Annotated in this window: 20 protein-coding genes and 1 riboswitch; of the genes, 11 read left to right on the top strand and 9 right to left on the bottom strand. The window is 57.3% G+C overall.

From position 1 onward, the window contains the following. Window positions 1-80 precede the first annotated feature (80 nt). Together HUV30_RS05335 and HUV30_RS05330 are read left to right on the top strand one after the other, a co-directional pair. Complete coding sequence (locus HUV30_RS05335; protein ID WP_174404387.1) at window positions 81-1,217, top strand: ABC transporter substrate-binding protein; 1,137 nt, start codon at window positions 81-83, stop codon at window positions 1,215-1,217. A 279-nt stretch (window positions 1,218-1,496) separates the two neighbouring features. Beyond that, complete coding sequence (locus tag HUV30_RS05330) at window positions 1,497-1,925, top strand: RrF2 family transcriptional regulator (protein ID WP_174404386.1); 429 nt, start codon at window positions 1,497-1,499, stop codon at window positions 1,923-1,925. Window positions 1,926-2,003: 78 nt separating this feature from the next. Here HUV30_RS05330 and HUV30_RS05325 read toward each other — a convergent pair whose 3' ends face one another. From HUV30_RS05325 to HUV30_RS05305, 5 genes are all read right to left on the bottom strand, one after another. Further along, window positions 2,004-3,464: a carbon starvation CstA family protein gene (locus tag HUV30_RS05325; protein WP_174404385.1), complete on the bottom strand. Its 1,461-nt coding sequence runs from the start codon at window positions 3,462-3,464 to the stop codon at window positions 2,004-2,006. Between the two features lie 321 nt (window positions 3,465-3,785). Then, window positions 3,786-4,517, bottom strand: a complete 732-nt coding sequence (locus HUV30_RS05320) for a PAS domain-containing protein (RefSeq protein WP_174404384.1) — start codon at window positions 4,515-4,517, stop codon at window positions 3,786-3,788. A 265-nt stretch (window positions 4,518-4,782) separates the two neighbouring features. Further along, entirely contained in the window at window positions 4,783-4,941 is a 159-nt protein-coding gene (locus HUV30_RS05315) for a rubredoxin (RefSeq protein ID WP_174404383.1), read from the bottom strand. A 135-nt stretch (window positions 4,942-5,076) separates the two neighbouring features. After that, window positions 5,077-6,249: a KamA family radical SAM protein gene (locus HUV30_RS05310; RefSeq protein ID WP_174404382.1), complete on the bottom strand. Its 1,173-nt coding sequence runs from the start codon at window positions 6,247-6,249 to the stop codon at window positions 5,077-5,079. 609 nt (window positions 6,250-6,858) lie between these two features. Then, the gene (locus HUV30_RS05305) at window positions 6,859-7,404 is read right to left on the bottom strand and encodes an arylesterase (protein ID WP_243452078.1); all 546 of its coding nucleotides are present in this window, start codon (window positions 7,402-7,404) and stop codon (window positions 6,859-6,861) included. Window positions 7,405-7,615: 211 nt separating this feature from the next. Here HUV30_RS05305 and HUV30_RS05300 point away from each other — a divergent pair, with 211 nt between their 5' ends. Together HUV30_RS05300 and HUV30_RS05295 are read left to right on the top strand one after the other, a co-directional pair. Beyond that, a complete protein-coding gene (locus tag HUV30_RS05300) occupies window positions 7,616-8,320 on the top strand; it encodes an ABC transporter ATP-binding protein (protein ID WP_174404381.1) in 705 nt (234 codons plus the stop codon). Beyond that, on the top strand, window positions 8,317-10,884 hold the full coding sequence (locus HUV30_RS05295) for an ABC transporter permease (RefSeq protein WP_174404380.1): 2,568 nt from the start codon (window positions 8,317-8,319) through the stop codon (window positions 10,882-10,884). The genes HUV30_RS05300 and HUV30_RS05295 overlap by 4 nt, the downstream gene beginning before the upstream one ends. Before the next feature lie 300 nt (window positions 10,885-11,184). Here the strand turns inward: HUV30_RS05295 and HUV30_RS05290 are convergent, their stop codons facing one another. Then, the gene (locus HUV30_RS05290; RefSeq protein ID WP_174404379.1) at window positions 11,185-11,757 is read right to left on the bottom strand and encodes a hypothetical protein; all 573 of its coding nucleotides are present in this window, start codon (window positions 11,755-11,757) and stop codon (window positions 11,185-11,187) included. A gap of 98 nt (window positions 11,758-11,855) precedes the next feature. Next, window positions 11,856-12,680 carry a glutamate racemase gene (murI, locus tag HUV30_RS05285; protein WP_174404378.1) on the bottom strand — a complete coding sequence of 275 codons (825 nt, stop codon included), beginning with the start codon at window positions 12,678-12,680 and terminating at the stop codon, window positions 11,856-11,858. Between the two features lie 233 nt (window positions 12,681-12,913). Between murI and HUV30_RS05280 the strand changes: the two genes are divergently transcribed. Continuing rightward, the gene (locus HUV30_RS05280; RefSeq protein ID WP_174404377.1) at window positions 12,914-13,642 is read left to right on the top strand and encodes a TIGR00266 family protein; all 729 of its coding nucleotides are present in this window, start codon (window positions 12,914-12,916) and stop codon (window positions 13,640-13,642) included. Window positions 13,643-13,873: 231 nt separating this feature from the next. Continuing rightward, window positions 13,874-15,913 carry a methyl-accepting chemotaxis protein gene (locus HUV30_RS05275; RefSeq protein ID WP_174404376.1) on the top strand — a complete coding sequence of 680 codons (2,040 nt, stop codon included), beginning with the start codon at window positions 13,874-13,876 and terminating at the stop codon, window positions 15,911-15,913. Window positions 15,914-15,990: 77 nt separating this feature from the next. On the opposite strand, the gene HUV30_RS05270 is transcribed toward HUV30_RS05275, so the two are convergent. Then, window positions 15,991-16,872: a flagellin gene (locus HUV30_RS05270; protein ID WP_174404375.1), complete on the bottom strand. Its 882-nt coding sequence runs from the start codon at window positions 16,870-16,872 to the stop codon at window positions 15,991-15,993. A gap of 250 nt (window positions 16,873-17,122) precedes the next feature. Then, window positions 17,123-17,283, top strand: a riboswitch (cobalamin riboswitch). Window positions 17,284-17,454: 171 nt separating this feature from the next. On the opposite strand from HUV30_RS05270, the gene HUV30_RS05265 reads away from it, so the two are divergent. The 5 genes from HUV30_RS05265 to HUV30_RS05245 all read left to right on the top strand — a co-directional run bounded on the left by HUV30_RS05265 (window position 17,455) and on the right by HUV30_RS05245 (window position 23,761). Then, window positions 17,455-19,518 carry a ribonucleoside triphosphate reductase gene (locus HUV30_RS05265; protein ID WP_174404374.1) on the top strand — a complete coding sequence of 688 codons (2,064 nt, stop codon included), beginning with the start codon at window positions 17,455-17,457 and terminating at the stop codon, window positions 19,516-19,518. 438 nt (window positions 19,519-19,956) lie between these two features. Then, on the top strand, window positions 19,957-20,622 hold the full coding sequence (locus tag HUV30_RS05260) for a helix-turn-helix transcriptional regulator (RefSeq protein ID WP_243452077.1): 666 nt from the start codon (window positions 19,957-19,959) through the stop codon (window positions 20,620-20,622). 122 nt (window positions 20,623-20,744) lie between these two features. After that, on the top strand, window positions 20,745-21,119 hold the full coding sequence (locus HUV30_RS05255) for a RidA family protein (RefSeq protein ID WP_174404373.1): 375 nt from the start codon (window positions 20,745-20,747) through the stop codon (window positions 21,117-21,119). Window positions 21,120-21,205: 86 nt separating this feature from the next. After that, window positions 21,206-22,408 carry a dicarboxylate/amino acid:cation symporter gene (locus HUV30_RS05250; RefSeq protein WP_174404372.1) on the top strand — a complete coding sequence of 401 codons (1,203 nt, stop codon included), beginning with the start codon at window positions 21,206-21,208 and terminating at the stop codon, window positions 22,406-22,408. Between the two features lie 60 nt (window positions 22,409-22,468). After that, complete coding sequence (locus tag HUV30_RS05245) at window positions 22,469-23,761, top strand: L-cysteine desulfidase family protein (protein WP_174404371.1); 1,293 nt, start codon at window positions 22,469-22,471, stop codon at window positions 23,759-23,761. A gap of 243 nt (window positions 23,762-24,004) precedes the next feature. Here HUV30_RS05245 and HUV30_RS05240 read toward each other — a convergent pair whose 3' ends face one another. Further along, window positions 24,005-24,268 (bottom strand): RNA recognition motif domain-containing protein, encoded by a 264-nt coding sequence (locus HUV30_RS05240; RefSeq protein ID WP_174404370.1) that lies wholly within the window; start codon window positions 24,266-24,268, stop codon window positions 24,005-24,007. Between the last annotated feature and the right edge of the window lie 177 nt (window positions 24,269-24,445).

Raw genomic sequence — 24,445 nt, 5'->3', positions numbered from 1 at the left:
TTGCGCACCGGCCGGGGTAGACTCCGCCATGGCGGAGAGTGTGGACAATGAAACAATTTTCACTGGGAAAGAGGGTTTTCATGAATCGTTCCGGCCTTGTTCTCCTTTTACTCATCGTTTTTTCGGCAACCGCTTCACTGGCGGCGGACCCCATCCGCATCGGCGCCATTTTCTCCAGCACCGGACCGGCATCCTTTCTTGGCGAGCCGGAAAAGAACAGCCTGGAAATGGCGGCGCACTCCATCAACGCTTCCGGGGGCATACTCGGCAGGCAGGTCGAGATCATCCAGTATGATGACGAGACTGAAGTCAACAAATGCGTACTTGCCGTGGAAAAGCTGGCCCGCAAGGATGAGGTGAAGGCCATCATCGGCCCCACCACCTCGGGCAATACGCTTGCCGTTGTCCGGAATATGGCCCGCTACGGCATTCCGCTCATCTCATGCGCGTCTTCGGACAAGATCGTGCAGCCGGTGAACCCGTGGGTCTTCAAGGTTGCCCCTTCCGACAGCTTTGCCATCGAGCGGCTGCTTGACTACATACACACCACCGGCGCCAAGCGGATTGCCATTCTCACCGTATCGGACGGCTACGGTCAGTCCGGCCGCGCCGCTCTGCAGACCCTGATTCCACAAATGGGCTACGAGCTTGTGGCTGATGAAGTGTACGGCCCCAAGGATACGGACACGACAGCCCAGCTGACCAAAATACGCGGGCTTTCCGCCGATGCCATCATCTGCTGGGGCACCAATCCCGGTCCTGCCGTTGTTGCCCGCAATCACCGCCAGTTGGGAATGGAAGCCCCTCTCTACATGAGCCACGGCGTTGCTTCCAAGAAATTCATGGAGCTTGCCGGCGATGCGGCAGAAGGCATCATCCTTCCGGCTGGCCGCCTCATCGTTGCCGGCCAGCTTGAAGACGGACACCCGCAGAAGGCCATGCTCATCAGCTACGAAAAGCAGTATGGCGAGCAGTACAAGGCTGCCGTGTCCACCTTCGGCGGTCATGCGTGGGATGCCATGCTCCTGCTCAAGGCCGCCATTGAAAAGGCCGGTTCCGATGACCCCAAAGCCATTCGCGATGCCCTTGAATCACTCACCGGCGTGGTCGGCACGGCAGGCATTTTCAACTTCTCCGCACAGGACCATAACGGTCTGGACAAGTCCGCTTTCGAAATCATCCGCATAGAAGGCGGCGACTGGAAGATCGTCCGCTAATCACTGACGGCATCTCCCCCGAAACAACAAAGGCCGCCTCCGGGCGGCCTTGCTATTTCGTCACTCCAGCACTGCCTGCTGCGGTTGTCGCTGCCAGATCAAATCCTACATGCCAAGTATGCTATTGACTGACACATAGGCATTGCATATTCAATTCATATAACACAGGGCATGCCGCCTTAACGATCAGCTGAAACACCACCACGCACAAGGGCACTACAATTACATGCGAGAGCAATGCGGCACACCCTGTCACTGCAACCCAGATGAGGCACCGCAATGAAATTGTCCGCACGGTCCCGCTATGCCACCCGCATTCTCGTCATTCTGGCAGAGAACAAGGGGACTGTGGTCAATACGACCAGTCTCTCGGAGCAAACGGGCATTTCAGTCCAGTTCATAGAGCAGATCATACGTCCGCTGAAGCAGGGCGGCCTTGTCACCAGCACCCGCGGCGTAACAGGAGGTCACACGCTGGCCAATCCGCCATCCGGCATTTCTCTTGGTGACGTGGTCAGGGCCATCGAAGGCCCCATTGATCTCACCCAGTGCTGCGACGGAGAAGCCGCCGCATTATGCCCCCGCAAGCAGGAATGCCCTACCCGTCCGGCATGGCTGCAGGTATCCGGCATATTGGAAAACGCGCTGGACAACATATCCATTGCCGATCTGCTGACCCCACCACCGCACCTTGCAGCCTTCGCCTGACACAACAATTTCTCATACACTAGAAAAGCCCCCGTCCGGAAACGGGGGCTTTATCATTTGCGGTCAGTACACCGGCCGTTAGCCGATGGTACCGGGAGAATCGGGAGCATCCACTTCCACGACAGTCTTGCGGGCCTTCAGCATGAAGAGCACGAAGCAGACTGCAGCCGTGGCGATGCCGATGGGGTAGCCCACGCTGGAATCGAACTTGAGAGCGAATTCCGGAGCAACGCACAGGTAGGTTGCGCACACTGCGGTCATGAAGGTGGCGGGTATGGAAGCAATCCAGTGAATCTTGCCGTGGCGCACCAGATAGACAGCGGCAGCCCAGAGCACGATGGTGGCCAGAGTCTGGTTGGAGAAGCCGAAGTAACGCCAGATGATGTTGAAGTCGGTCTTGGTGATCAGGTAGCCCACAACAAACAGGGGCACTGCGATCATCAGGCGCTTGGCAACATCGCGCTGCCCCACGTTGGTGAAGTCGGCGATGATGAGGCGGGCAGCGCGGAATGCCGTGTCACCGGAAGAGATGGGCAGAATGATAACACCGATGATGGCGAGGAAGCCGCCGATGGGACCCATGAGGGTGGTGGCAACCTGGTCGACAACGGCTGCGGGACCACCGCTGGCCAGAACGGCCTGCAGGGCTTCGGGGGTCTGGTAAAAAGTCATGCCGAGGGTTGCCCACACAAGGGCGATGATGCCTTCACCGATCATTGCGCCGTAGAAGATGGGGCGGCCGCACTTTTCATCGGGCAGGCAGCGTGCCATGAGCGGAGACTGGGTTGCATGGAAGCCGGAAATGGCGCCACATGCGATGGTGATGAACATCAGAGGCCACATGGGCAGGCCGGTGGGGTGCACGTTGGCAAGGCCGATGCCGTTGGGGAAGAAGGTGTAGCCGTCAACGATAAGCATGGTGGAGAGGCCGCCGGCCATAACCAGCAGACATACGGCAAACAGGGGGTAGAGGCGGCCGATGATCTTGTCAACGGGAAGAATGGTGGCAAGGAAGTAATAGGCGAAGATGATGCCGGTCCACACAGCAACGGCAGCCGTCTTGTCCAGTTCAAAGCCTATCTTGTTGGCCAGCAGCTTGGCGGGGCCGAGAACGAATACCACACCCACGAGCAGCAGCAGCACAATGGAAAACACGTTCATGAACTGCTTGGCGAACTTGCCGAGGTTGTAGCCGACGGCATCCGGAATGGACTTGCCGTCGTAACGCACGGACATCATGCCTGCAAAATAGTCATGCACGGCACCGGCAAAGATGCTGCCGAGCACGATCCACACCAGGGCTGCAGGACCGTAGAGAGCGCCGAGAATGGGGCCGAAGATGGGACCCAGACCTGCAATGTTGAGCAGCTGGATAAGGTAGATCTTGGCGGGGCTCATTTTGACGTAGTCCACACCGTCTTCCATGCGGCACGCAGGTGTTACGCGGCACTGGTCGGCGCCGAAGTTGGCTTCAACCACTTTACCGTAGATAAAGTAACCGGCAATAAGCAGTGCGCAGGCTAGAAAGAAGTAAAACATTCCTCACTCCTTTGACAGATGATTGATTGCTGCCGCGTCGGAGACACCCCCCGGCGACATTGGACCGGCTGCATTCACAGAGAATCCGTCCGGCAATCAGCCTGCCGACGGCATCCCTGCGGCGGAAGATTCAGACCGGTCCCCTTTTCCCTCAAACAGGTTATGGCGTTATAGCGCACTCTCATCCATTATTTCCGTGTGCGGAGTGAATGAACATATCGGGCACGTGAACCGACAGCAGGCAAGAATGATTTGCACGCAACAATAAAAGCGCCACTCTCTGCCCGAGAATGGCGCTTTCAATCGCGATGTGAGTAACTTCTATTGTAGTTCTGGCGTGGTCATATCCAGGCGCAATTCTATGCAATGTGTTATGGTGCCGTCTTCTGCCTTGACCGGCGCAGTGGCCACAAGCCAGCGGGTATGTGTTCCGTCGGGGTAGGCACCGTTTTCCTCAAGAAGTCTGGGCTGCCCGTCCGCAAAGGTCTGCGCCACAGGGCAGTCACCGCCCGGAGCGGGACGGTTGCACAGCCTGCGGCACGAATCGCCGGGGCGGGTGTTAAAGACTTTGGTAAACGTGGCGTTGCAATAGACCACCCTGAAGGACCTGTCCTGCACGCTCACGAACCCCGGCAGACCGGTCAGCAGCGCATTGAGCATGCCGTTGGAATCGCGCAGGACACGGAGCCGTTCCGAAAGTGATTCACCGGAACGGACAAGTGCCACAGCCAGCGCATCCAGCTCGTCCTCGACGGGTATACGGGTGGGCAGCGGTGCGCTGCCAAGATCATGGGCCGTCTGCGTCAACTCTTCCAGAGGACGGGAAATAAGCTCTCTGCCGATATAGTTCAGCAGGAAATAGTACAGTGGAAGAAACAGCGCGGCGCAGCAGGCCATGAGCCATACAATGTCTACCGGCGTTAACGGGGCACTGACAGACAAAGCCAGCAGCGCACCAAGGACGCAGATGCCGGAACAGGCAAAAAGCACTGTTCCCACGGCAGCGACCTTGGTTGAAAGAGGCATGCGTATCCCTCTGAGCAGTCTGAACACTCCCCCCTCCTTTTGGTACGGCACACAGCCCGTGCCCACAGAGCACAAGCCCCTGTTCATGTGACAGGGGGCTGAAGCTATCACGCACTGCGTGATTACTCAACCTACATGCAGCCGGGCATAATATCAGAACAGAAAGGCCCGAACAAGCCGGCATTATCGGGCGCTCCGGGCAGGAATACCTTGCCGGAGCAGATTGCATACCTGACAAAAAAACCCCCGTCGAAACGGGGGTTCAGAGGTAATACTCAATGCTGTCAGTGTGCTACGCCTTTTTGGTGAAGAATTCCTTTTCAGCACCACACAAGGGACATACCCAGTCATCCGGCAGATTCTCGAAGGCTGTTTCCGGCGGAATATTGTTTTCAGAATCGCCTTCCATGGGGTCATAGATATATCCGCAGGGACATTCGTATTTATGCATCAAATCCTCCATGAGTCGTGCAAGGGTTGCAGAACAGGCATCCGGTCTTGTTGCAGCGAACAGATGCCACCACAACTACAGGACTATACAGGGCGCCCCTCCCTGTCAACCTGTTCCGTATGCCCGAATCGCTCTCTAGTTGGGACGCGGCACACCGGCACCGCAGGTCTTGCACAGGTCCGGAAGGTCGAGAGCAGCTGATTCGGCCTGCAGGGCTTCGGCGCTGTCCGCCTCGGTATCAAGGTAGTCGTCAAGCCATGTGGCGCGGGGATTTCTTGGAAATCCGAATATTTCTCCCGCCACCTTGTCTGCGGGAGCACGATGTCTGCGGAAGAGCACCTGATCCTCGGTTACGCCCAGCACCTCTATCTTGCCTGTAGCATGCGACATGCAGAAGCGGGCCCGCTTGGCAGGGCCGGAGCAATGCCTGAGAGCGGCCTGCAGAATGGTATATCCCTCTTCAACGGGCACAGTGAAATGCTGATTGCCGGTGGTGGGGCGGCACACGAACAGGTAGTACGGAGGCACCCCCATACGGGCCAGTCCGTTGAACAGGTCGGCCAGCACCTCAGGATCATCATTCACTCCGCGCAGCAGCGGCGTCTGGTTGGTAAGAATGATGCCGGCCCGCTGCAGCATATGCACGGCCTTCTGGGCTGCTTCCGTGATCTCGTTGGGATGGTTGAAATGCGTCTGAATGTAGATCTTGCTGCCGGGGCGGCTGTAGCTGCCGAGCATTTTGACCAGTGCAGGATCATTGATGATCCGGTACGGATCGAACACGGGCATACGCGAGCCTATGCGGATGAACTGCACATGGGGAATGGCGGAAAGCCCGCTGATGATCTCTTCGAGCCTGGCGGTTGAAAGCAGCAGCGGATCGCCGCCGGATATCAGCACATTGGAGATCTCGGTGGCCCCCTCGATATACCGCAACGCTTCGGGTACATCGACCTTTGCAGGCTCGGACCCGTCCATGAAAATGCGTTTGCGGAAACAGAAACGGCAAAGCCCGCCGCATACGTCGCTGGCCAGCATGATGGCCGTGTCGGAATACTTATGCTGCAGCCCGGGCATGACAGTGTAATCACACTCACTGGAGGGATCAAGCGCGCCCCAGCCGCGGGCTTCGTCAGGATGCGGCACAATGATGCGGCGGATGGGATCGGAGGGATTCTCCCAGTCGATGAGAGAAAGATAGTAATCGTTGGCGCGGAACTGATACTGCGCCATTACTTTGGTCACAGCCTGCTTTTCAGAATCGGTCAGCGGCAGACTGTCCAAAGAATGTGTATAGTACGTAGACATTGCAAATCCCCTTCGGTTACGCGGCGTCAACCGCCTAGCCATTACAGCCGGCAGGCTGGCACAACGCCAAGGTTCGAGACTGTCAGCCACATAGGCTGTCGGCATGGGGAGACTCTCTCCCTTCAAAGATATGTATAGATGGTTCAGCACGGAATCCGGCCGGGAAGCGGTTTGACGCGTTCAAGAGGCGGGCGGATTTCAGGATATGAAATGCTGAACAGGATGTGAGCGGCGATCGTGGAAGAAAAACCGGACCATTCCGCTTATAGTGATTTGATACAGCAATGTATTTTGAAAATCAAGCGATTTTTACCCCGCAACACAACCATAACGCAGCCGCAACACACTCTTAACATGTAGTGCAACACTGCGTTATATAAAATGAAAACCCTATTGATCGAGGGGATTTTCGCCCGACGTTGCCGCAGGGCCATACACAGTCCGCTTCCGGGCCTTACTGCATAGCGCTTTGAGGAGAGAGGTGATACTTCCGGGACGATCTGCCAATGTTCTGCCAATGGGCTGCCAGCGATTCGCCAGTGATTCACCGGACAATCTGCCGGACAATTTACCGTAAGATTTGCCGGAAAACGGCACAATGCCCCGCCGTTACGGCAGCAGGCGTTCCACAGCAGGGACGATATTGCGGACAACCACTTCCACTCCGGCAGCATTGGGGTGCATGCCGTCCTGCTGGTTCAGGGAGGCATCAAGCGCCACTCCCTCCAGAAAAAAGGGATGAAAGGCAACGCCGAACTCCTGCACCAGCGCCGGATACACGGCATCAAAGGCCGCTGCGTATTCCGGTCCGAGGTTGCGCGGCGCGTGCATGCCCGCAAGCAGCACCCGCACCCCCTGCGCCTGACAGGCGCGTATGATGTCGGCCAGATTCCGTTTTGTATGCTCCGGCGAAAGACCTTGCAGAGCATCGTTGGCCCCGAGTTCCAGAATCAGGATATCGGGCTTGTCTGCAAGAGCCCAGCTTATGCGGGCTGCTCCTCCGGCAGAGGTATCGCCCGATACACCCGCGTTGGTGACACGTACCGCGTGTCCGCGCTCTCGAAGCTGACGTTCGAGCACTACGGGAAAGCTGAACATGTTCTCCAGCCCGTATCCGGCAGTCAGACTATCGCCAAATGCAAGTATGTGTGTCACCTTTTGCGAAGAACCGTCCTCTGCGGCATTGCCTGCAGGCGCAGATTGGTTACTATGAACGACAGGGACATTGATTATTCCCAGCATCACCACCGAAAACAGCAGCGACAACAACGCATGCCTGATACACCGGCATACGGCAGAACCGGTCAACGGCAACACGCCGGAGGCCGCCCTGGCATTCTTATGCGGACGAAAAGGAACGGTACACATGAGCAACTCCATAATCGAGCTTTCTGATATACATCTGAATCTAGTGGGCGGTTCCGGCGAGGTCAACATCCTGCGCGGGGTATCTCTGCATGTGAAAGAAGGCGAAACCGTTGCCATTCTCGGCCCTTCCGGTTCCGGCAAAACCACAACACTCATGGTCATGGCAGGGCTTGAGCGCCCCACATCCGGCTCCGTGCGCATTGCGGGCAACGACCTGTGCGCCATGAGCGAAGATAACCTTGCCCGGTTCCGCCGCACGCATCTGGGAATCGTATTCCAATCCTTCCATCTTGTCCCCACCATGACGGCTCTGGAAAACACCGCCCTGCCGCTGGAATTTGCCCACATGCCCCGCGCACGCGAACTGGCACTGGAAGCACTGGAAGCCGTGGGCCTTGCAGACAGGGCGCGGCACTATCCGGCTCAACTTTCCGGCGGTGAGCAGCAGCGGGTTGCACTGGCACGCGCCTTTGCCGCCCGCCCCAGAGTCATTCTGGCGGACGAACCCACAGGCAACCTTGATTCCGAAACAGGCACCCGTGTGGTGGAACACCTGTTCTCGCTACAGCAGCAGCACGGGACCACACTGGTACTGATCACCCATGACAAGGAACTGGCCCTGCGCTGCGCCAGACAGGTACGCATGGAAGACGGCCGCCTCGTCACCCCCGACACGACCGGCGTTGCGGAGAACAGGCCATGATGTCCCTGCGCGACCTGACTCTGGCCGCACGGCTGGCCATGCGGGAGCTGCGATCCGGAAAACGCCGCTTCACCGTCTTTCTCAGCTGCCTCATTCTCGGCGTATTCGCCATAGCGGCCGTGGGTTCCGTCTCCGAATCCGCACGCTCGGCCATCAACCGCGACGCACGCACGCTGCTCGGCGGGGATGCGTCCATACAAATTTCCGGCCCCTATCCGGAAACGGAAGAACGGGCGTGGCTTGACCGGCGCGGAACAGTAAGCCACTCCATAAGCCTGCGCGGCATGGCCCACACGGCCTCCGGCGATGCCATGCTTGTGGCGCTCAAGGGGGTGGACGCCGCCTATCCGCTGTATGGCAGCCCCGTACTTGCTCCCGCAATACCGCTGGAGCAGGCCATAGGGCCGCAACCCGCAGCCGCAGGTTCCCCACCCGAATTCGGGGCTGTTGTGGATGCCCTGCTTCTGGAACGCCTGAAATTGAAGACGGGCGATTCCATGACCATCGGCAACGCCACGCTGCGTATTACTGCCGTTCTTGAACGCGAGCCGGACCGGGCCTTTCAGGGCATCATCTTCGGCCCGCGGGTGCTCGTATCCATCAAGGCGCTGGACAACACCGGTCTGCTCATTCCCGGCAGTCTCATCCACAGCCACCTGCGCATACGGCTGGATACAGGAGCGCAGAATCGCGCTGCAACCGAGCAACAGGTGCACGACTTCACGGAAGCAGTGCGAACGGCCTTTCCCGATGCCGGATGGCGCGTTGAACCCTTCACCCGTGCCGCGCCACGCATTCGCACGTTTCTGGACCGCATAGATACGGACCTGCTCCTCATCGGGCTTGGCGCCCTGCTTGTGGGCGGGCTTGGCATTGCCGAGGCGGTTCGCGGCTATCTGGCAAGCCGCATACAGAACATTGCCACCCTCAAATGCGTGGGGGGCGGTGTTGGTACCGTGCTATGGACCTACTTTTTCCAGATTGCCATCATCGGTGCATTCGGCATCATCATCGGGTGCGCACTCGGCGCACTGGTTCCCATGCTTGCGCGGGAGACGCTTGCCGAAGTGCTGCCCGTCATGCCCGATGCCACGCTGCACTGGGCTCCGCTCCTGCGTGCTGCGCTGCTGGGCGGGCTTATCATCGTCGCGTTTTCGCTCAGGCCGCTCCTGCTTGCGGGCAATGTTTCCCCTGCCGTTCTTTTCAGGGGCTACGTGGCAACACACCGCGCACGCCTCACTACAGCAGGCAGGGTCATGGTCACGGCAGCCTTTGCTGCGCTGACGGCAATGGTCTTTCTCTTCACGCCGGACTGGAAGCTTGCGGCGGGATTTGTTGCCGTGGTTCTGGGCTGCCTTGCCATCTTCCGAGGTGTGGCGTGGGGCATGATTCATCTTTCACGCCGTGCACCGCAAAAGGGACACCCCAGTTTCCGGCTGGGCCTGTCGTCCATCCACCGGCCCGGCGCACCCACGGTCAACCTCGTCTTCGCCCTCGGCCTCGGGCTGACCGCACTGGTTGCCATTGCCCAGATCGAGCAGAATCTTACCAAGGCGCTGGACCGCGACCTTTCGCGTGAAGCTCCGGCCTTCTTTTTCATCAACATCCTGCCCAACCAGCTCAGCGACTTTGAGGCTCTTGCCAAAGAGCCGGGTGTAACCCGCATGGAACAGGGCCCCATGGTGCGCGGACGCATCATCCACATCAAGGGAGTCCCCGTTGAAGAGGCCCCCGTCTCGCCCGATGTCCAATGGGCCGTGCGCGGAGACAGGGGGCTCAGCCATGCCGCCGTAATTCCGGACGACACAGAAATTGTTCAGGGCGCGTGGTGGCCGGAACACTACGCAGGCCCCCCCATAATTTCCCTGACAGAAGATCTGGCAAAGGGATTCGGCACCGGCATTGGCGACACCCTCACGTTCAACATTCTCGGACGTGAGGTCACGGCAACCATTGCCAACATCCGCAAGGTGGACTGGATGACATTTCAGTTGCAGTTTGCTGTGCTGTTCGCCCCCGGCCTGCTGGATAACGCTCCGGTCACGTGGGCGGTTACCGCCTACGGCAAAAGCGACGGCATGGACGCCCTGTACCGCAAGGTTACCGGAAGCTATCCAAACGTCACGGCCTTCAGCATGCGCGAAATTCTGGCAGATGTGCGCACCTTGATGGAGCGCATGGGCATGGTCTTCCGTGCCATGGCCGCCGTTATGCTCGCAACCGGCCTGCTTGTTCTGGCGGGAGCCATTCTGGCCGACAGGCACCGGCGCATTTATGATGCGGTCATCTACAAGGTGTGCGGGGCAACACGCGGCGACATTCTGCTCGCCCTTGTCACGGAATTCCTGCTCACAGGACTGGCAACCGGCCTGTTCAGCGCCATGACGGGCACCCTTGCCGCGTGGGCTGCGGTAGAAGGCCTGATGAAGCTCAGCTTCTCCATACAGCCTGCAGCCGCACTGACAACGGTGCTTATGGCCACTGGCTTCTCACTGCTTTTCGGGCTGGCAGGCACGGCGCGGGCGCTGAACCGCAAACCGGCCCCCTACCTGCGGAACGAATAAAATGGCCTCTTTCAAGGGGCCCTTGCCGACAGCTGACACAATCAGTTCCAGTTTTTTTGGCTCCGCCGGGCAGGAACCTGACGTTCCTGCACCTCGTATATGCGATGAGAATCCGTTTTGGGTGCTCAGTTCCGGCTTAACGGGAATATGAGTTTTATGAGTTCACGGAAAAACGAGCGGTTGTCACCAAACTAAAAAGGCCACCCTTTCGGGTGGCCTTTGCTTGTTTATTCTTTGTCAGGAGTTCTCGTCCGGCTTACCGGATCGGCTAGGATTTCTTATCCAGCTTGCCGGAATTACCTAGGATTTCTTATCCATCTTGCCGGACTTGCCCTTGGACCCCTTATCCGACTTGCCCGACTTATCCGACTTATCCGGCTTGCCGGACTTGCCCTTGGACTTACCCTTGCCTGAGGAATCATCCTCATCATCGTATCCGGATTTCTTACCCTTCATGTGCTTGGATTTCTTGGCGCCCTTGCTCACGATGGAAGGATGCAGGCCCAGATCCTTGGCAATGTTGCCCCAGCCCATGCCGGAGGCACGCATCTGCCGCACTTTTTCGGGAGACACGCCCGCTGCTTCGGCAATGGCCTTCTCGCGCGCATAGTCGAGCTTGCCATTGGCGTTGCGCAGGTTGTCTTCCGCATTCTTGAGGTCTTCCTCAGCCTTGCGGACCTCAGCGGGTTTGCCCACGTTCTTTACCCGGTCATAGACATCCCGTGCTCTTTCCGCACGGCCCATGGCCTCATCCACCTTGTCGAAGACGGAATCCGCGATAACAAGAGGGTCTTCGGCAGCAAAGGCGGGAACAGCCAGGCCGAACAGCACAGCCACGGAAAGAACAAGAACACTCAGACGTATTGTATTCATAACGTGTTTCTCCTGTTACGGTATACGCGCCCGACACCTTTCAGGTCACATTACCACGTCATTTTCTTCAGGCACAGATAAAATACTCGTCAAACGGACTAAAGGTCCACCAGCTCCACATCTTCCGGGGCTATGTTCATGCCCAGAAACAGGCTACCGGTTCTAGCAAAACGCGGCACATCGTCCGTGGTCAGAAAACGGGTTCCGCCACACCCCGGCTCGGTACGCAACAAGCCGCGGGCCGCCAGCTCCGCCTCCACAGCAAGCGAGGTCGTCTCCGCTGAATCGACAATGGCGATATCCGGCCCTATGACGTTGCGTATGGCCCCTGCCAGCAGGGGAAAGTGCGTGCAGCCAAGCACCAGGCAGTCCGGCCTGTCAGCCTGTTCAGCCGTCTCGAACAGGGGACTCAGGTAGCGGGCGGCCACTCCTTCCACCAGTTCGCCGTCCAGCCAGCCTTCTTCGGCAAGGGAGACGAACAACGGGCAGGGCTTGCCCACGACTCTGGCTTCCGGACGAATGGCGTGAATGGCCTTCTGATAGGCATTGCCGCGAATGGTCGATTCCGTGGCAATAACGGCAATATTGCCGGACACGGATGCACGGCAGCTGGCCTGCGCACCGGGCTGCACAACGCCTATGACAGGAATGCCGGGGTACGCCTCGCGCAACGCGCCGAGCGCAACGGATGTAGCCGTGTTGCAGGCGATAACCAGCAGCTTCACGCCGCGTTCAATCAGTTTGCCCGAAGCCTGCACGGCGTATCGGCTGACTGTTTCAGGGCTTTTGGTGCCATATGGCAACCGGGCGGTATCACCGAGATACAGAATATCTTCACAGGGCAGGCGGTGTCTGAGTGCCTTGAGAACGGTCAGCCCCCCTACCCCCGAATCGAACATACCTATAGGTAATGACGTCGTCATACATACTCCATGAAAAGATCAGATGCGTCGGCACAGCAACATGCCCGCATAAAAAATGCAAGAACCCCGCTTACAAAATATGACAGCGTATTTTTCACTGCATATTTCGCAAGCAGTGCAGCAGAAGCGTGCTGTTGTTCGACCTAAAGGGGTGCTCTTCTTCCACATTTGTGTTAGGAGACAGTGCAGACAATCAGATTCAACCGAACAACGACTCCAGACAGGAAAGCACTATGCAAAGCCATGAGATTGACTACCAGATTTACGGCAACGACCTGCAGGTCGTGGAAGTGGAACTCGACCCTGAAGAAAGCGTCATAGCAGAAGCCGGGGCCATGTGCTGGATGGATGCGGACATCGAATACGCAGCCCGCCTTGGCGACGGCTCCGAAGCTGATTCAGGCTTCTTCGGCAAAGTATTCAGCGCGGGCAAGCGCATGGTAACAGGCGAAAGCCTGTTCATGACCCACTTCACCAACAAGGGAAGCAGCAAACGGCGTGTGGCTTTTGCCGGCCCTGTGCCGGGGCATATCGTACCCGTTGACCTTTCTGCTACCGGCGGCAAGCTGCTTTGCCAGCGCGATGCCTTTCTCTGCGCCGCGCGCGGTACCCGCATCGGTGTTGCCTTCACCAAAAAAATAGGGGCCGGCTTCTTCGGCGGTGAAGGATTTGTGCTGCAGAAGCTGGAAGGCGACGGCATGGCTTTCATGCATGCCGGCGGTGCCGTTGTGAAAAAAGAACTGAACAACCAGACCATCATGGTTGATACTGGCTGTCTTGTGGCATTCAGCGAAGGTATAGATTATTCAATAGCCGCAGCAGGAGGCCTTAAAACCATGATGTTCGGCGGAGAAGGCATGTTCCTTGCCACACTGAAAGGCACAGGAACCGTCTACCTGCAGAGTCTGCCCTTTGCAAAACTGGCAGACAGGATCATATCTGTGCTCCCCAAGAAAGAATAACATCAGGCAACAGGAATTCACAGGACACCGGAAGGCAACCAGCCTTCCGGTGTTTTTGTTTTATCAACAGGCAAATAATGCAAGATATCTTGCAACAACCATAACTGTTTGATAATCTATCATAAAATGCATAGTATTTATTAATAGTAACCATATACCAAGAGTGATGGACGTTGCGCAAAGCTCAACTTCTGCCACACCCGATAGCTGCAACACACCAAGGGAGGATTTATGAAATTGGGTTTACGCGAACGCATTCTGCTGCCCATCATATTTTGTATTGTCATAGGTATGGGGCTTGCCTCCGTGCTTACCTACAACCTTGCCAAACAGGCTGTGCAGGATGCCATGAACGGTCAGGCACGGCAGTCGGCTGAAACCCTCACCCGTCAGATAGGGGCATGGGTGGATGATATCCACAGCTCGCTGGCAAACGAAGCAAAATGGGAGACGTATACCAACGTCATGGCCAACGGGGGCAGCAACCCGCAGGAAGTGGAAGCGGCAAACGCCAAGTTGCTCGCATACACCAAAACCTCCCTGTATGTTTCCTCCATCAAGTTCACCAACAAGGACGGTCTGGTCTTAGCCAGTGACAACCCTTCGCAGGTGGGCAAGCTTAATGTGGGCGACCGCGACTACTTCAAAAAAGCCATGAGCGGCGAACCTGCCTGCTCCGACGCCATTCTCAGCAAGGCCACCGGCAAGCCGGTGCTCGTTGTTGCCGTGCCTGCCAAGGTCAACGGTCAGGTTACCGGCATACTCTACGGCACGGTGGAAATGAGCGGTTTCACCGAACAGGTTGTCTCGCCCATAAAAATTGGCAAGCAGGGGTTTGCCTTTGTTATCGCCAAGTCAGGCAAGATGGCCGCACACCCCGACAAAAACGCCATTCTGACACTTGATGTCAATGACTACGACTGGGGCAGAACCATACTGCAGCAGCGCAACGGGGTACTGGAATTTACGGTTGACGGTCTGGAGAAGATTGTCACCTTCCGTCATGAAGACAAGACTGGCTGGATTATAGGCGTGGGCGCCGAAATGGCGGACATCTTCGCCTCCGTGGCAGACGTACGCGACACAAGCATGTACATCACGGTGGGCGTCATTCTGGCCATTGCCGTGGTCATCATCCTTATTGTCCGCACCATTGTGGGTGCCATCCGCACGTCCGTGGCCTTTGCCGACACGGTGGCTGGCGGCGACCTTTCCGGCACCCTTGCCCTGCACCGGACAGATGAACTGGGAACCCTTGCGGATGCCCTGCGAATCATGGTGGGCAAGCTCAAGGAAATGATCGCCGTATCAGAACGCAAGACAGCCGAGGCAGAAGAAGAATCCGCCCGGGCACGCGTGGCAACCCAGCAGGCTGAAGAAGCCCGCCTCAAGGCCGAAAACGCCAAACGGGAAGGCATGCTGCAGGCAGCTGCCCAGCTGGAGAGTATTGTCCAGCGGGTGCACGCCTCTTCCGGCATGCTTTCGGACCAGATAGGCGAGGCCCTGCGCGGTTCGGAACGCCAGCGTGAGCGCACGGCCGAATCTGCCACCGCCATGGAAGAAATGAATGCAACCGTCATGGAAGTGGCCCGCAACGCATCGGAAGCAGCCGAACACGCGGAAGATGCACAGGCCAAGGCCAACGAAGGTTCCGGCGTTGTGGATTCCGTGGTGGAAGCCATCTCGGATGTGAACAACAAGTCCATGGCCCTGCGCGAAAGCCTTGGCGAACTTGGTGAACGGGCAGAAGGCATCGGCTCCGTCATGGGAGTCATCTCAGATATCGCCGACCAGACCAACCTGCTGGCGCTGAACGCAGCCATCGAAGCAGCCCGTGCGGGCGAAGCAGGACGCGGATTTGCCGTTGTTGCCGACGAAGTGCGCAAGCTGGCGGAAAAGACCATGACCGCCACCAAGGAAGTGCACGATGCCATCAAGGCCATTCAGGAAGCATCGCGCGAGAACATACGCGGCATGGAAGAAGCATCCATGTCCGTAGGCAAGTCCACCGAGCTGGCCACCATAGCGGGCGACTCGCTCAAGGCCATTGTGGATATAGTGCAGGCCAACGCCGATCAGGTGCGCGCCATTGCCACTGCCAGCGAAGAACAGTCGGCCGCCTCGGAAGAGATCAGCCGCGGCGCGGAAGAGGTAAACCAGATCGCACTGGAAACCTCCGACATCATGAACCGTTCTTCAGAAGCCGTTGAGGAACTCTCCGAAATGGCGCAGGAACTTCAGGGCCTCATAGAGGAACTGAAGAATTCATAACCCTGCATGACATCATTACAAAACGCCCCCGTACCTGTCCGGTACGGGGGCGTTTTTTCTGAATGCCAAATCGCACCTCAGGTTGAACTGTCGATTATCTTGCCTACATTGTTCACAATATAGTCGAGAACAAGCTGTTCAATCGAGCGGGACTCATTCGTCTTGGCGCGGGTACTGGCGGCGGCATCCAATATGGAAGATTGCGCGCTCAGCCCCGATGCCTGCGAGGCAAGGTCGGAGGCGCGGCCTTCCAGCATGCTTTCTATGCCGGATACATAGGAAGACAACGAAGAGACACGGGACGAGGTGGTGGCGGCAGCCGTTGCGTCTGCCAGATCTGTCGCGCCAGTCATGGTAAGACCGTTCACGGAGGAAAGGGTTGCAAAACTGCGGTCGGCAATGAACGAAAGATCCTGCAGTGAAATATTGAAACTGCTGTCCCCGGCCTGAATCGAGAGCTTACCTGTTGTGCCGGGGACACCGGAGGTACCACTCTGCGCGATACGCTCGTCAGATGCCCAGCCCGCACTGTCGAACAGGTTCATGCCGTTATAGGAGGTAGAGGAGATGATGCCGTCAATCTTGGTGACAAGATCATTATACTCCGCCTGCCCCGCCGATGTGCTTATGGTGCCGTCTGCCACGCCGTCGGCAATTTCCTTCATGCGGTCAAGCGACTGGCGCAGTGTCTCCACGCCGCTTTCCGACTGCAAGGTTATGGAGGCTGCCTCCGATACATTCTTGGAAGCCTGCCGGAGCATGCCTGCATCACTGCGGATGCGCCCCGTCAAAGCCGCCGAGGACGGATCGGTCAGGCGCAGGGCAGCGCTTTCCTGCAGCAGCATGCTGCGCAGATCACGCCCCACCTGCCCCCCCGAAAAAAGCGTATTGGTAAGCAGGTCCTGCTGCAAAAGCTGCATGGACAGACTGACGATGAGCTGATTGGTATCCACGGCCATGGTCCACCTCCCTTCCGGTATACTCAGATGCCGGGCGGTATTCACCTGATGGATATATCGGCAGATCGGGGAGTCTCTTTAGGGGCTTTGCCGTTTTAGGGGCAGTCAACACCTTTTTTCCCCTTACAGGGGCATTCAAAAAAAATTATCGCTATACTTCCGGTGCGTTGCAAAATTCCATAAGGTCTCACAGCGGAACAAGTTTTACACGGTCTTGAAACGAAAATGTGCTTTTGCTAGGGTGCCATCTGTCGCAACGTACTCTTCAGGCGGCGCAAGCCAACAAGGATAATCCGGTGCAAATCCGGAGCGGTTCCGCCTCTGTAATCCCACTCAGCTTCGCTGATCCGTGCCCGGACATGACGCACGGAGAGGGAGAGTCAGACATCCGGCCTGAAGCGATTCCGGTGCTCATCGCACCGGAATACATTCCCAACCACCACGCCGACGGTATGCGGAAGGTTCCGCCACCGCATGCTTCCCGTTCGGCAAAAGGCAACACGAAATTTGCCGCCCTTGCGGTTTTCGCTCTTCCGCTGTGCCAGTGCACCGGAGATTCTTACGTGTTGCCCCGGAGACAAAATGCCCAAGCAGATCCTCAAACGTGACGGTTGTATCGAAACCTGGTCTCTGGACCGCATTGCCAACGCCATTTTCAAGGCCCTCAAGGGTAGCGGCATCAAAGATCCCCTGCTCTCCAAGCGCCTTGCAGGCAAGGTGGAAAAGAAGCTCGAAGGTGTCGACATGCCCGAACAGGAGCATGTGCAGGACATGGTTCAACAGGTGCTCATGGAAGCGCGCCTGTACACCGTAGCCGAACGCTACATCATCTACCGCGAAAAACGCCGCGAAATGCGCAGCCAGAATCAGACCTATCTCGACATCGCCACGATGATCGAAAGCTATCTGGACCGCAGCGACTGGCGCGTGCAGGAAAACTCCAACATGGGCCACTCGTTCCAGGGCCTCATCCTGCACATGGCCGGTTCGGTACAGGCACGCTACGTGCTTGAAAAGTACCCCGAAGAAATCCGCCTGGCCCATAACCACGGCTATTTCCACATACACGATCTTTCCTTCGGCCTTGCGGGCTACTGCTCGGGCTGGAGCCTGCGCGACCTGCTGCTCGAAGGCTTCAACCTCGAAGGCCGCTGCTGCTCTGCCCCCGCCAATCACTTTGATTCCGCATGCGGGCAGATCGTCAACTTCCTCGGCACCCTGCAGAATGAATGGGCCGGTGCGCAGGCGTTCAACAACGTGGACACCTACCTCGCTCCCTTCATCCGCCACGACGGGCTGTGCTACAAGCAGGTGCGCCAGCAGCTGCAGAAGATGATCTTCAACCTGAACACCACGTCACGCTGGGGCGGCCAGAGCCCGTTCACCAACTTCACCTTCGACATGGTTCCGCCCGCGCACATCGCCAAGGAACCCGTCATCATCGGTGGTCAGTATCAGGATTCCACCTACGGCGAATACGCCGAGGAAATGGAAATGATCAACCGCGCCTTCCTTGAAGTAATGCTGGAAGGCGACGCCGACGGCCGCATTTTCTCCTTCCCCATTCCCACGTACAACGTGACCAAGGACTTTGCATGGGATACGGAAGCAGGCCGCCTGCTGCTGCAGCTCACCGCCAAGTACGGCGTTCCCTACTTCCAGAACTTCATCAACTCCGACCTCAATCCGGAAGATGTGCGTTCCATGTGCTGCCGACTGCAGATGGACCTGCGCGAAATCCGCAAGAAGACCGGCGGCCTTTTCGGTGCGGGCGACCTGACCGGCTCCATCGGCGTGGTTACCCTGAACCTGCCCAAGCTCGCCTACCTTGCGCACAATGAGGAAGACTTCTTCGACCTCATCACCGAGTACGCTGAACTGGCCAAGGATTCTCTCGAATTCAAGCGCAAGCTTTGCCAGCAGAACCTTGAAGCAGGCATGTTCCCCTACAGCCGCCGCTATCTGAAGAACGGCTACAGCGGCCATTTCTCCACCATCGGCGTTATCGGCGGACACGAAGCATGCCTCAACCTGCTCGGCAAGGGCATTGATTCCGAAAGCGGTCTGCGTCTCATGCGCCGCGTGCTGGACCACCTGCGCAGCCTCACCCTGAACTTCCAGGAAGAGACCGGCCACCTGTACAACCTTGAAGCCACCCCCGGCGAAGGCACCTGCTACCGTCTGGCCAAGATCGACAAGGACCTGTACGAGGACATCAAGACCTCCGGCGAGAGCATTCCCTACTACACCAACTCCACTCTGCTGCCCGTGGGCATTACCGGCGACGTATTCTACGCGCTGGAGCACCAGAACGAGCTGCAGACCCTGTATAACGGCGGCACCGTGTTCCACACCTTCCTCGGCGAATCCGTTCCGGACGTGGACAGCGTGAAGAACTACCTGCTGAAGGCCATGAGCCAGACCAAGATGCCCTACATCTCAGTTACGCCCACCTTCTCCATCTGCAAAACCCACGGCTACCTGCACGGCGAGCATTTCAACTGCCCCAGCTGCGGTGAAGATGCCGAAGTGTACACCCGCGTTGTGGGCTATTACCGCCCCGTCAGCCGCTGGAACAAGGGCAAGCAGGAAGAGTATCGCGAGCGCCAGGAATATGGCATGACCACCTTCTGCGACTGCCGCTAGACGCAGCTACATGCAAACACAAAGGGCGACCGGAAACGGTCGCCCTTCTATTTTTCTTCCCTCCCCCGATTCCCACAACGTCCCACACCTGATGTCCCCAAACACAATACGTTGCTCCTCTCTGCCAAATGGCAGGCCGATTGGAAGCGCTTCGCTTCCACGGCAAGACGCACAAACTTTCAACGACCAGCCGGGGCGAGGCAGGGGGAGTCCAGAGGGGGCCTTGCTGAGGGCGGGCACCGCCCGGCAGAGGCCCCGCTCTGGTCCCGCGGAAGGCGAAAAGAATAAACAGGGCAAGACTACTTACAGCTAATGAGCGGCCTACCGGCTAAGAAATCCACTCCCTCATTATTTTTTCCTCAATTGATTTGACACCCAATTCGCACAACGCTACCTCTTTCTCGTCCTAAGAAATTTTTCACAGCATAAGGATTTATTGTGTCCACCAAACCATCCCCAACAATTGAGGCATATGTACCCCTTGTCCAATTCCTCGGTGCCTTTCTGGGCACCAATTGCGAGGTGGTGCTGCATGACACATCCTCCAAGGAGCAGTCCGTGCTCGCCATTGCGAACGGCCATATCACAGGACGCAAGGTTGGTGCCCCGCTCACCGATCTTGCCCTCAAGTTCGTGGCCAACCGTGAATATGAGCACAGAGACTGGGTCATGGGCTACACCACCCGCGCCCGCGACGACCGCCCCCTGCATTCCGCCACCTACTTCATACGTGAAGCAGATGGCACTCTTGCCGGAATGCTCTGCCTGAACATGGATGTTTCCGATCTCAGGCAGGCCCGGGAACTGCTCGGCCGCATGGTGCAGGCCCTGGGCATAGACAACGCCGGCCCCAAGGACACCGACGACCACAGCGAAACATTCTCCGAGTCCATCGAGGACCTCACCGAGAATCTTATCGTGCAGGTCATCGAGGGAGCCGAAGTGGCCCCCGAGCGCATGACAGCAGCCGAAAAGATGGACATAGTGCGCACCCTCAACGCGCGCGGCGTGTTCCTTCTCAAGGGAACTGTCGGCATCGTGGCCTCGCGTCTTGCCGCTTCCGAAGCCACAATCTACCGCTATCTGCAACGGGTGAACGGCTAGAGTGATAAAATTTTCTCGCATTGCGAATAAAATTTATTGACCTGATATTTTTTTCGCAATAAGAAAAATTTTACGCAAGCAAAGCAACTCTTCCGCGTTGCACCTTACAGAAAGGAGTTACCATGTCCGACATCATCAAAACCGACAAAGCCCCTGCAGCCATCGGCCCCTACTCTCAGGGCACCGTTCTCGGCGGGCTCGTGTTCACTTCCGGCCAGCTTCCCATTGTCGTGGAAACCGGCACCATGCCCGACACCATCGAAGAGCAGGCCAAAGCCTCTCTCGAAAACGTGAAGGCCATTCTCGAAGCTGCCGGTTCTTCCATGAACAAGGTGCTCAAGACCACCGTGTTTCTGAGCGACATGAACAATTTCGCCGCGTTCAACGCAGTCTATTCCACCTACTTCGCAGAACCCTTCCCGGCCCGCAGCTGCGTTCAGGTGGCCCGTCTGCCCAAGGATGCGCTGGTCGAAATTGAGGCCATTGCGGAGAGATAGTCCCTCTCCCCTCTTCCACTCCAACCACATCATACGGAAGGTACGGACATGGGGATGGCCGTACCGATCTACGCAAAGGGGTTACCATGTCTCACAATTCAAAGCGCAAGAGTGAATTCGGCCTTATTTTCCAGCTCCTCATCGGCATCGCAGCCGGCGTCGTCATCGGCCTTGTCTGCAATGAAGCGGCAATGGAAGTCATCGCCAGCATCAAGCACGTTCTCGGCCAGATCATCTTCTACACCGTGCCGCTGGTCATCATCGCCTTCATCGCTCCGGCCATCACCCGTCTTGGCCAGAACGCGAGCAAAATGCTCGCAGCCGGCGTTTCTTTCGCCTACCTTTCCGCTGTGGGTGCCGCCACAATGGCCGCCATTGCCGGCTACATGATCATTCCTCACCTTTCCATCGCCACGCAGATGGAAGGCCTCAAGGAAATTCCCGAGGTCATGTTCCAGCTGAATATTCCTCCGATCATGCCCGTCATGACCGCCCTGTTCACCGCCATTCTGCTCGGCGTGGCCACCCTGTGGAGCAATGCCAAGACCTTTGAAAAGATCCTCGGCGAATTCGAAGGCATCATGATGAACGTGGTCACCAAGGTGGTCATTCCCGTTCTGCCCTTCTTCATCGCCACCACCTTTGCAGGGCTGGCCTATGAAGGCAGCCTGACCAAGCAGCTGCCCGTGTTCCTGCAGGTTATCGGCATAGTGCTGCTCGGCCACATCATCTGGCTGACCGTGCTGTACACCATCGGCGGACTCATCTCCGGCCGCAACCCCATCGAAGTTATCCGCCACTATCCTCCGGCCTACCTGACCGCCGTCGGCACCATGTCCAGCGCCGCAACGCTGCCCGTTGCCCTGGAATGCGCATCCAAGTCCTCCGTCCTCAGCCGTAACACCGTTGAGTTCATGGTTCCGCTCGGGGCCACCATCCACCTGTGCGGCTCCGTGCTCACCGAAACCTTCTTTGCCATGACCATCTCGCAGATGCTCTACGGCCACCTGCCCGAACTGCACACCATGATTCTGTTCATCGCTCTCTTCGGCATCTTCGCCATCGGCGCCCCCGGCGTCCCCGGCGGCACCGTCATGGCCTCTCTCGGCATCGTGGTGAGCGTGCTCGGCTTCGACCCCGCAGGCGTTGCACTGCTGCTCGCCATCTTCGCCCTGCAGGACAGCTTCGGCACCGCCTGCAACGTCACCGGCGACGGCGCTCTTGCGCTGATGCTGGAGGGCATATTCAACCGCAATGGCGAGCTGCAAGCGGAAAAGGTAAGCGCCTAGACCGTGCAACTGCATATCGCAACGAACATGTACCGAAACATGTACCGACAGGATACACACATGACTAAGCCAGAATGGTCCGACTATATTGCCCTGCTCAACCGCGAGGTTGTCCCCGCACTCGGCTGCACCGAGCCGATCACTATATCCCTTGCCACGGCGCGCGCCGTGCAGGAACTGGGAGCAGCGCCCGAACGCATCACCGTGCTCGTGAGCGGAAACCTTCTCAAAAACGGCATGGGCGTGGGAGTACCCGGTACCGGCATGACAGGACTGGACATTGCTGCCGCTGTGGGTGCCACGGGCGGCAAGGCAGGGCTGGCTCTTGAAGTGCTGCGCGACCTGACGGAAGAACAGATTGCGGCAGGCAAGCAGATGCTGGCCGAAAAGCGCGTGACGGTCGCCCTTGCCGAAAGCACCGAACTGCTCATTGCAGACGTGACGGTCTTTGCCGGATCCGACTCCGCCCGCTGTGTCATCGCCCGCGAGCACACAGCTATTGTGCTGGTTGAAAAGAACGGAAAGGAGACCTTCTCCGCTCCGTGGCCCGGTGAAGAAGCAGTCAAGACCGAATGGCCCCTGACCATGGAACGCATTTACGACTTTGCCGTGAATGCCCCCTTCGAGACGATCAGCTTCATCCTCGAAGCGGCCCGTCTCAACGAGGCCATTGCCGCTGAAGGCATGTCCCGCGAATGGGGCCTGAAGGTCGGTCGCTCCATGGAAGAGGATATACAGCAGGGACTGCGCGCAGATGATATCGCCTCGTTCGCCATCAAGATGGCGGCAGCGGCATCCGACGCCCGCATGGACGGCATCATGCTGCCCGTAATGAGCAACTCGGGCAGCGGCAATCAGGGCATCACCGCCACCGTACCGGTGCTGGCTTTTGCCCGCAGATTGAATGCCGATGATGAACAGCTGGCCCGTGCGCTCATCATGAGCCACCTCACCGCCATTCACCTGAAGCACCATCTCGGCCGTCTCTCTGCTCTGTGCGGAGCCATTCTGGCTGCCACGGGCTCCAGCTGCGGCATTGTCATGCTGTTCGGTGGAGGCATGCGTGAGATCGGCTTTGCCATCAAGAACATGGTGGGCAACATTGCAGGCATGATCTGCGACGGCGCTAAAACCTCTTGCGCGCTCAAGGTGGCGTCTGCTGTTGAAGCAGGCATTCAGGCCGCCCTGCTTGCCAAGAAGGGCACCTCTGTCAGCGGCAAGGAGGGCATTGTGGACGACGATCTTGAAATCAGCATCCAGAACCTCGGACGCCTCGGCACCAGCGGCATGGCTGAAACCGACAAGGTGATTCTGGACATCATGGTTTCAAAAAAGCACACACCTGCCAGCTAGCCCCCTTTCGGTACTATTGAAATGAAAGAGGCAGCGCCTGTGCGCTGCCTCTTTTTTTTCCAATCAAAACCAGCATAATCGCTGATTACGTTCGGCCTTAATCAACAATCAATCAAACAATCCACTGTTGAATGCCTGCGAATATGCTGATTTTTTATGCATATGCATTAGCATACAGCAATATCACTGATAATAAAAAAAGCCCTCCAAACGGCGGGCTTATGAATCCTGAGTCAGCTTCGATTAGAAGCGAAGACGGCCCCCGCGGGGCTGAGATTCGTTCACTTTAATATTTCGTCCCTGATAGCTTGAACCATCAAGAGATTTAATGGCATCTGCAGAACCTGAAATACCCATTTCAACCAACCCGAAACCACGGGAATATCCATTCTCACTATCTTTTACCACACGTGCAGAAACAACTGCTCCGTATCTATAAAAAAGGGCGTGAAGATCATTATTAGTACATTCCCAGGACAGGTTTCCAACATAAATAAACTTATTCAAAAAAACTCCAAACTTTAATACTTTCGATAACTATCTGATAACTCGCGCACGTACACATGTACGTTTCTTTACAACGAATTAAACAGACTACGCCAACACGCACAATGCGTCAATTTTTATTTTTAATAATTACCATCAAACATACTCTCTAACGACACAGAGCAACCATATAGGACA

The sequence above is a fragment of the Desulfovibrio subterraneus genome (assembly GCF_013340285.1).
Classification (GTDB): Bacteria; Desulfobacterota; Desulfovibrionia; order Desulfovibrionales; family Desulfovibrionaceae; genus Halodesulfovibrio; species Halodesulfovibrio subterraneus.
The sequence above is the reverse complement of the archived record's forward strand: the minus strand, read 5'-3'. Positions and strand labels throughout refer to the sequence as shown.

What these genes read in the sequence shown, in the direction of transcription:
- HUV30_RS05295 (WP_174404380.1), top strand. Translation starts at nt 8,317, where the DNA reads ATGATGTCCCTGCGCGACCTGACTCTGGCCGCACGGCTGGCCATGCGG.
- HUV30_RS05300 (WP_174404381.1), top strand. Translation starts at nt 7,616, where the DNA reads ATGAGCAACTCCATAATCGAGCTTTCTGATATACATCTGAATCTAGTG.
- murI (WP_174404378.1), bottom strand. Translation starts at nt 12,680, where the DNA reads ATGACGACGTCATTACCTATAGGTATGTTCGATTCGGGGGTAGGGGGG.
- HUV30_RS05335 (WP_174404387.1), top strand. Translation starts at nt 81, where the DNA reads ATGAATCGTTCCGGCCTTGTTCTCCTTTTACTCATCGTTTTTTCGGCA.
- HUV30_RS05330 (WP_174404386.1), top strand. Translation starts at nt 1,497, where the DNA reads ATGAAATTGTCCGCACGGTCCCGCTATGCCACCCGCATTCTCGTCATT.
- HUV30_RS05275 (WP_174404376.1), top strand. Translation starts at nt 13,874, where the DNA reads ATGAAATTGGGTTTACGCGAACGCATTCTGCTGCCCATCATATTTTGT.
- HUV30_RS05280 (WP_174404377.1), top strand. Translation starts at nt 12,914, where the DNA reads ATGCAAAGCCATGAGATTGACTACCAGATTTACGGCAACGACCTGCAG.
- HUV30_RS05245 (WP_174404371.1), top strand. Translation starts at nt 22,469, where the DNA reads ATGACTAAGCCAGAATGGTCCGACTATATTGCCCTGCTCAACCGCGAG.
- HUV30_RS05270 (WP_174404375.1), bottom strand. Translation starts at nt 16,872, where the DNA reads ATGGCCGTGGATACCAATCAGCTCATCGTCAGTCTGTCCATGCAGCTT.
- HUV30_RS05325 (WP_174404385.1), bottom strand. Translation starts at nt 3,464, where the DNA reads ATGTTTTACTTCTTTCTAGCCTGCGCACTGCTTATTGCCGGTTACTTT.
- HUV30_RS05310 (WP_174404382.1), bottom strand. Translation starts at nt 6,249, where the DNA reads ATGTCTACGTACTATACACATTCTTTGGACAGTCTGCCGCTGACCGAT.
- HUV30_RS05315 (WP_174404383.1), bottom strand. Translation starts at nt 4,941, where the DNA reads ATGCATAAATACGAATGTCCCTGCGGATATATCTATGACCCCATGGAA.
- HUV30_RS05265 (WP_174404374.1), top strand. Translation starts at nt 17,455, where the DNA reads ATGCCCAAGCAGATCCTCAAACGTGACGGTTGTATCGAAACCTGGTCT.
- HUV30_RS05250 (WP_174404372.1), top strand. Translation starts at nt 21,206, where the DNA reads ATGTCTCACAATTCAAAGCGCAAGAGTGAATTCGGCCTTATTTTCCAG.
- HUV30_RS05255 (WP_174404373.1), top strand. Translation starts at nt 20,745, where the DNA reads ATGTCCGACATCATCAAAACCGACAAAGCCCCTGCAGCCATCGGCCCC.
- HUV30_RS05290 (WP_174404379.1), bottom strand. Translation starts at nt 11,757, where the DNA reads ATGAATACAATACGTCTGAGTGTTCTTGTTCTTTCCGTGGCTGTGCTG.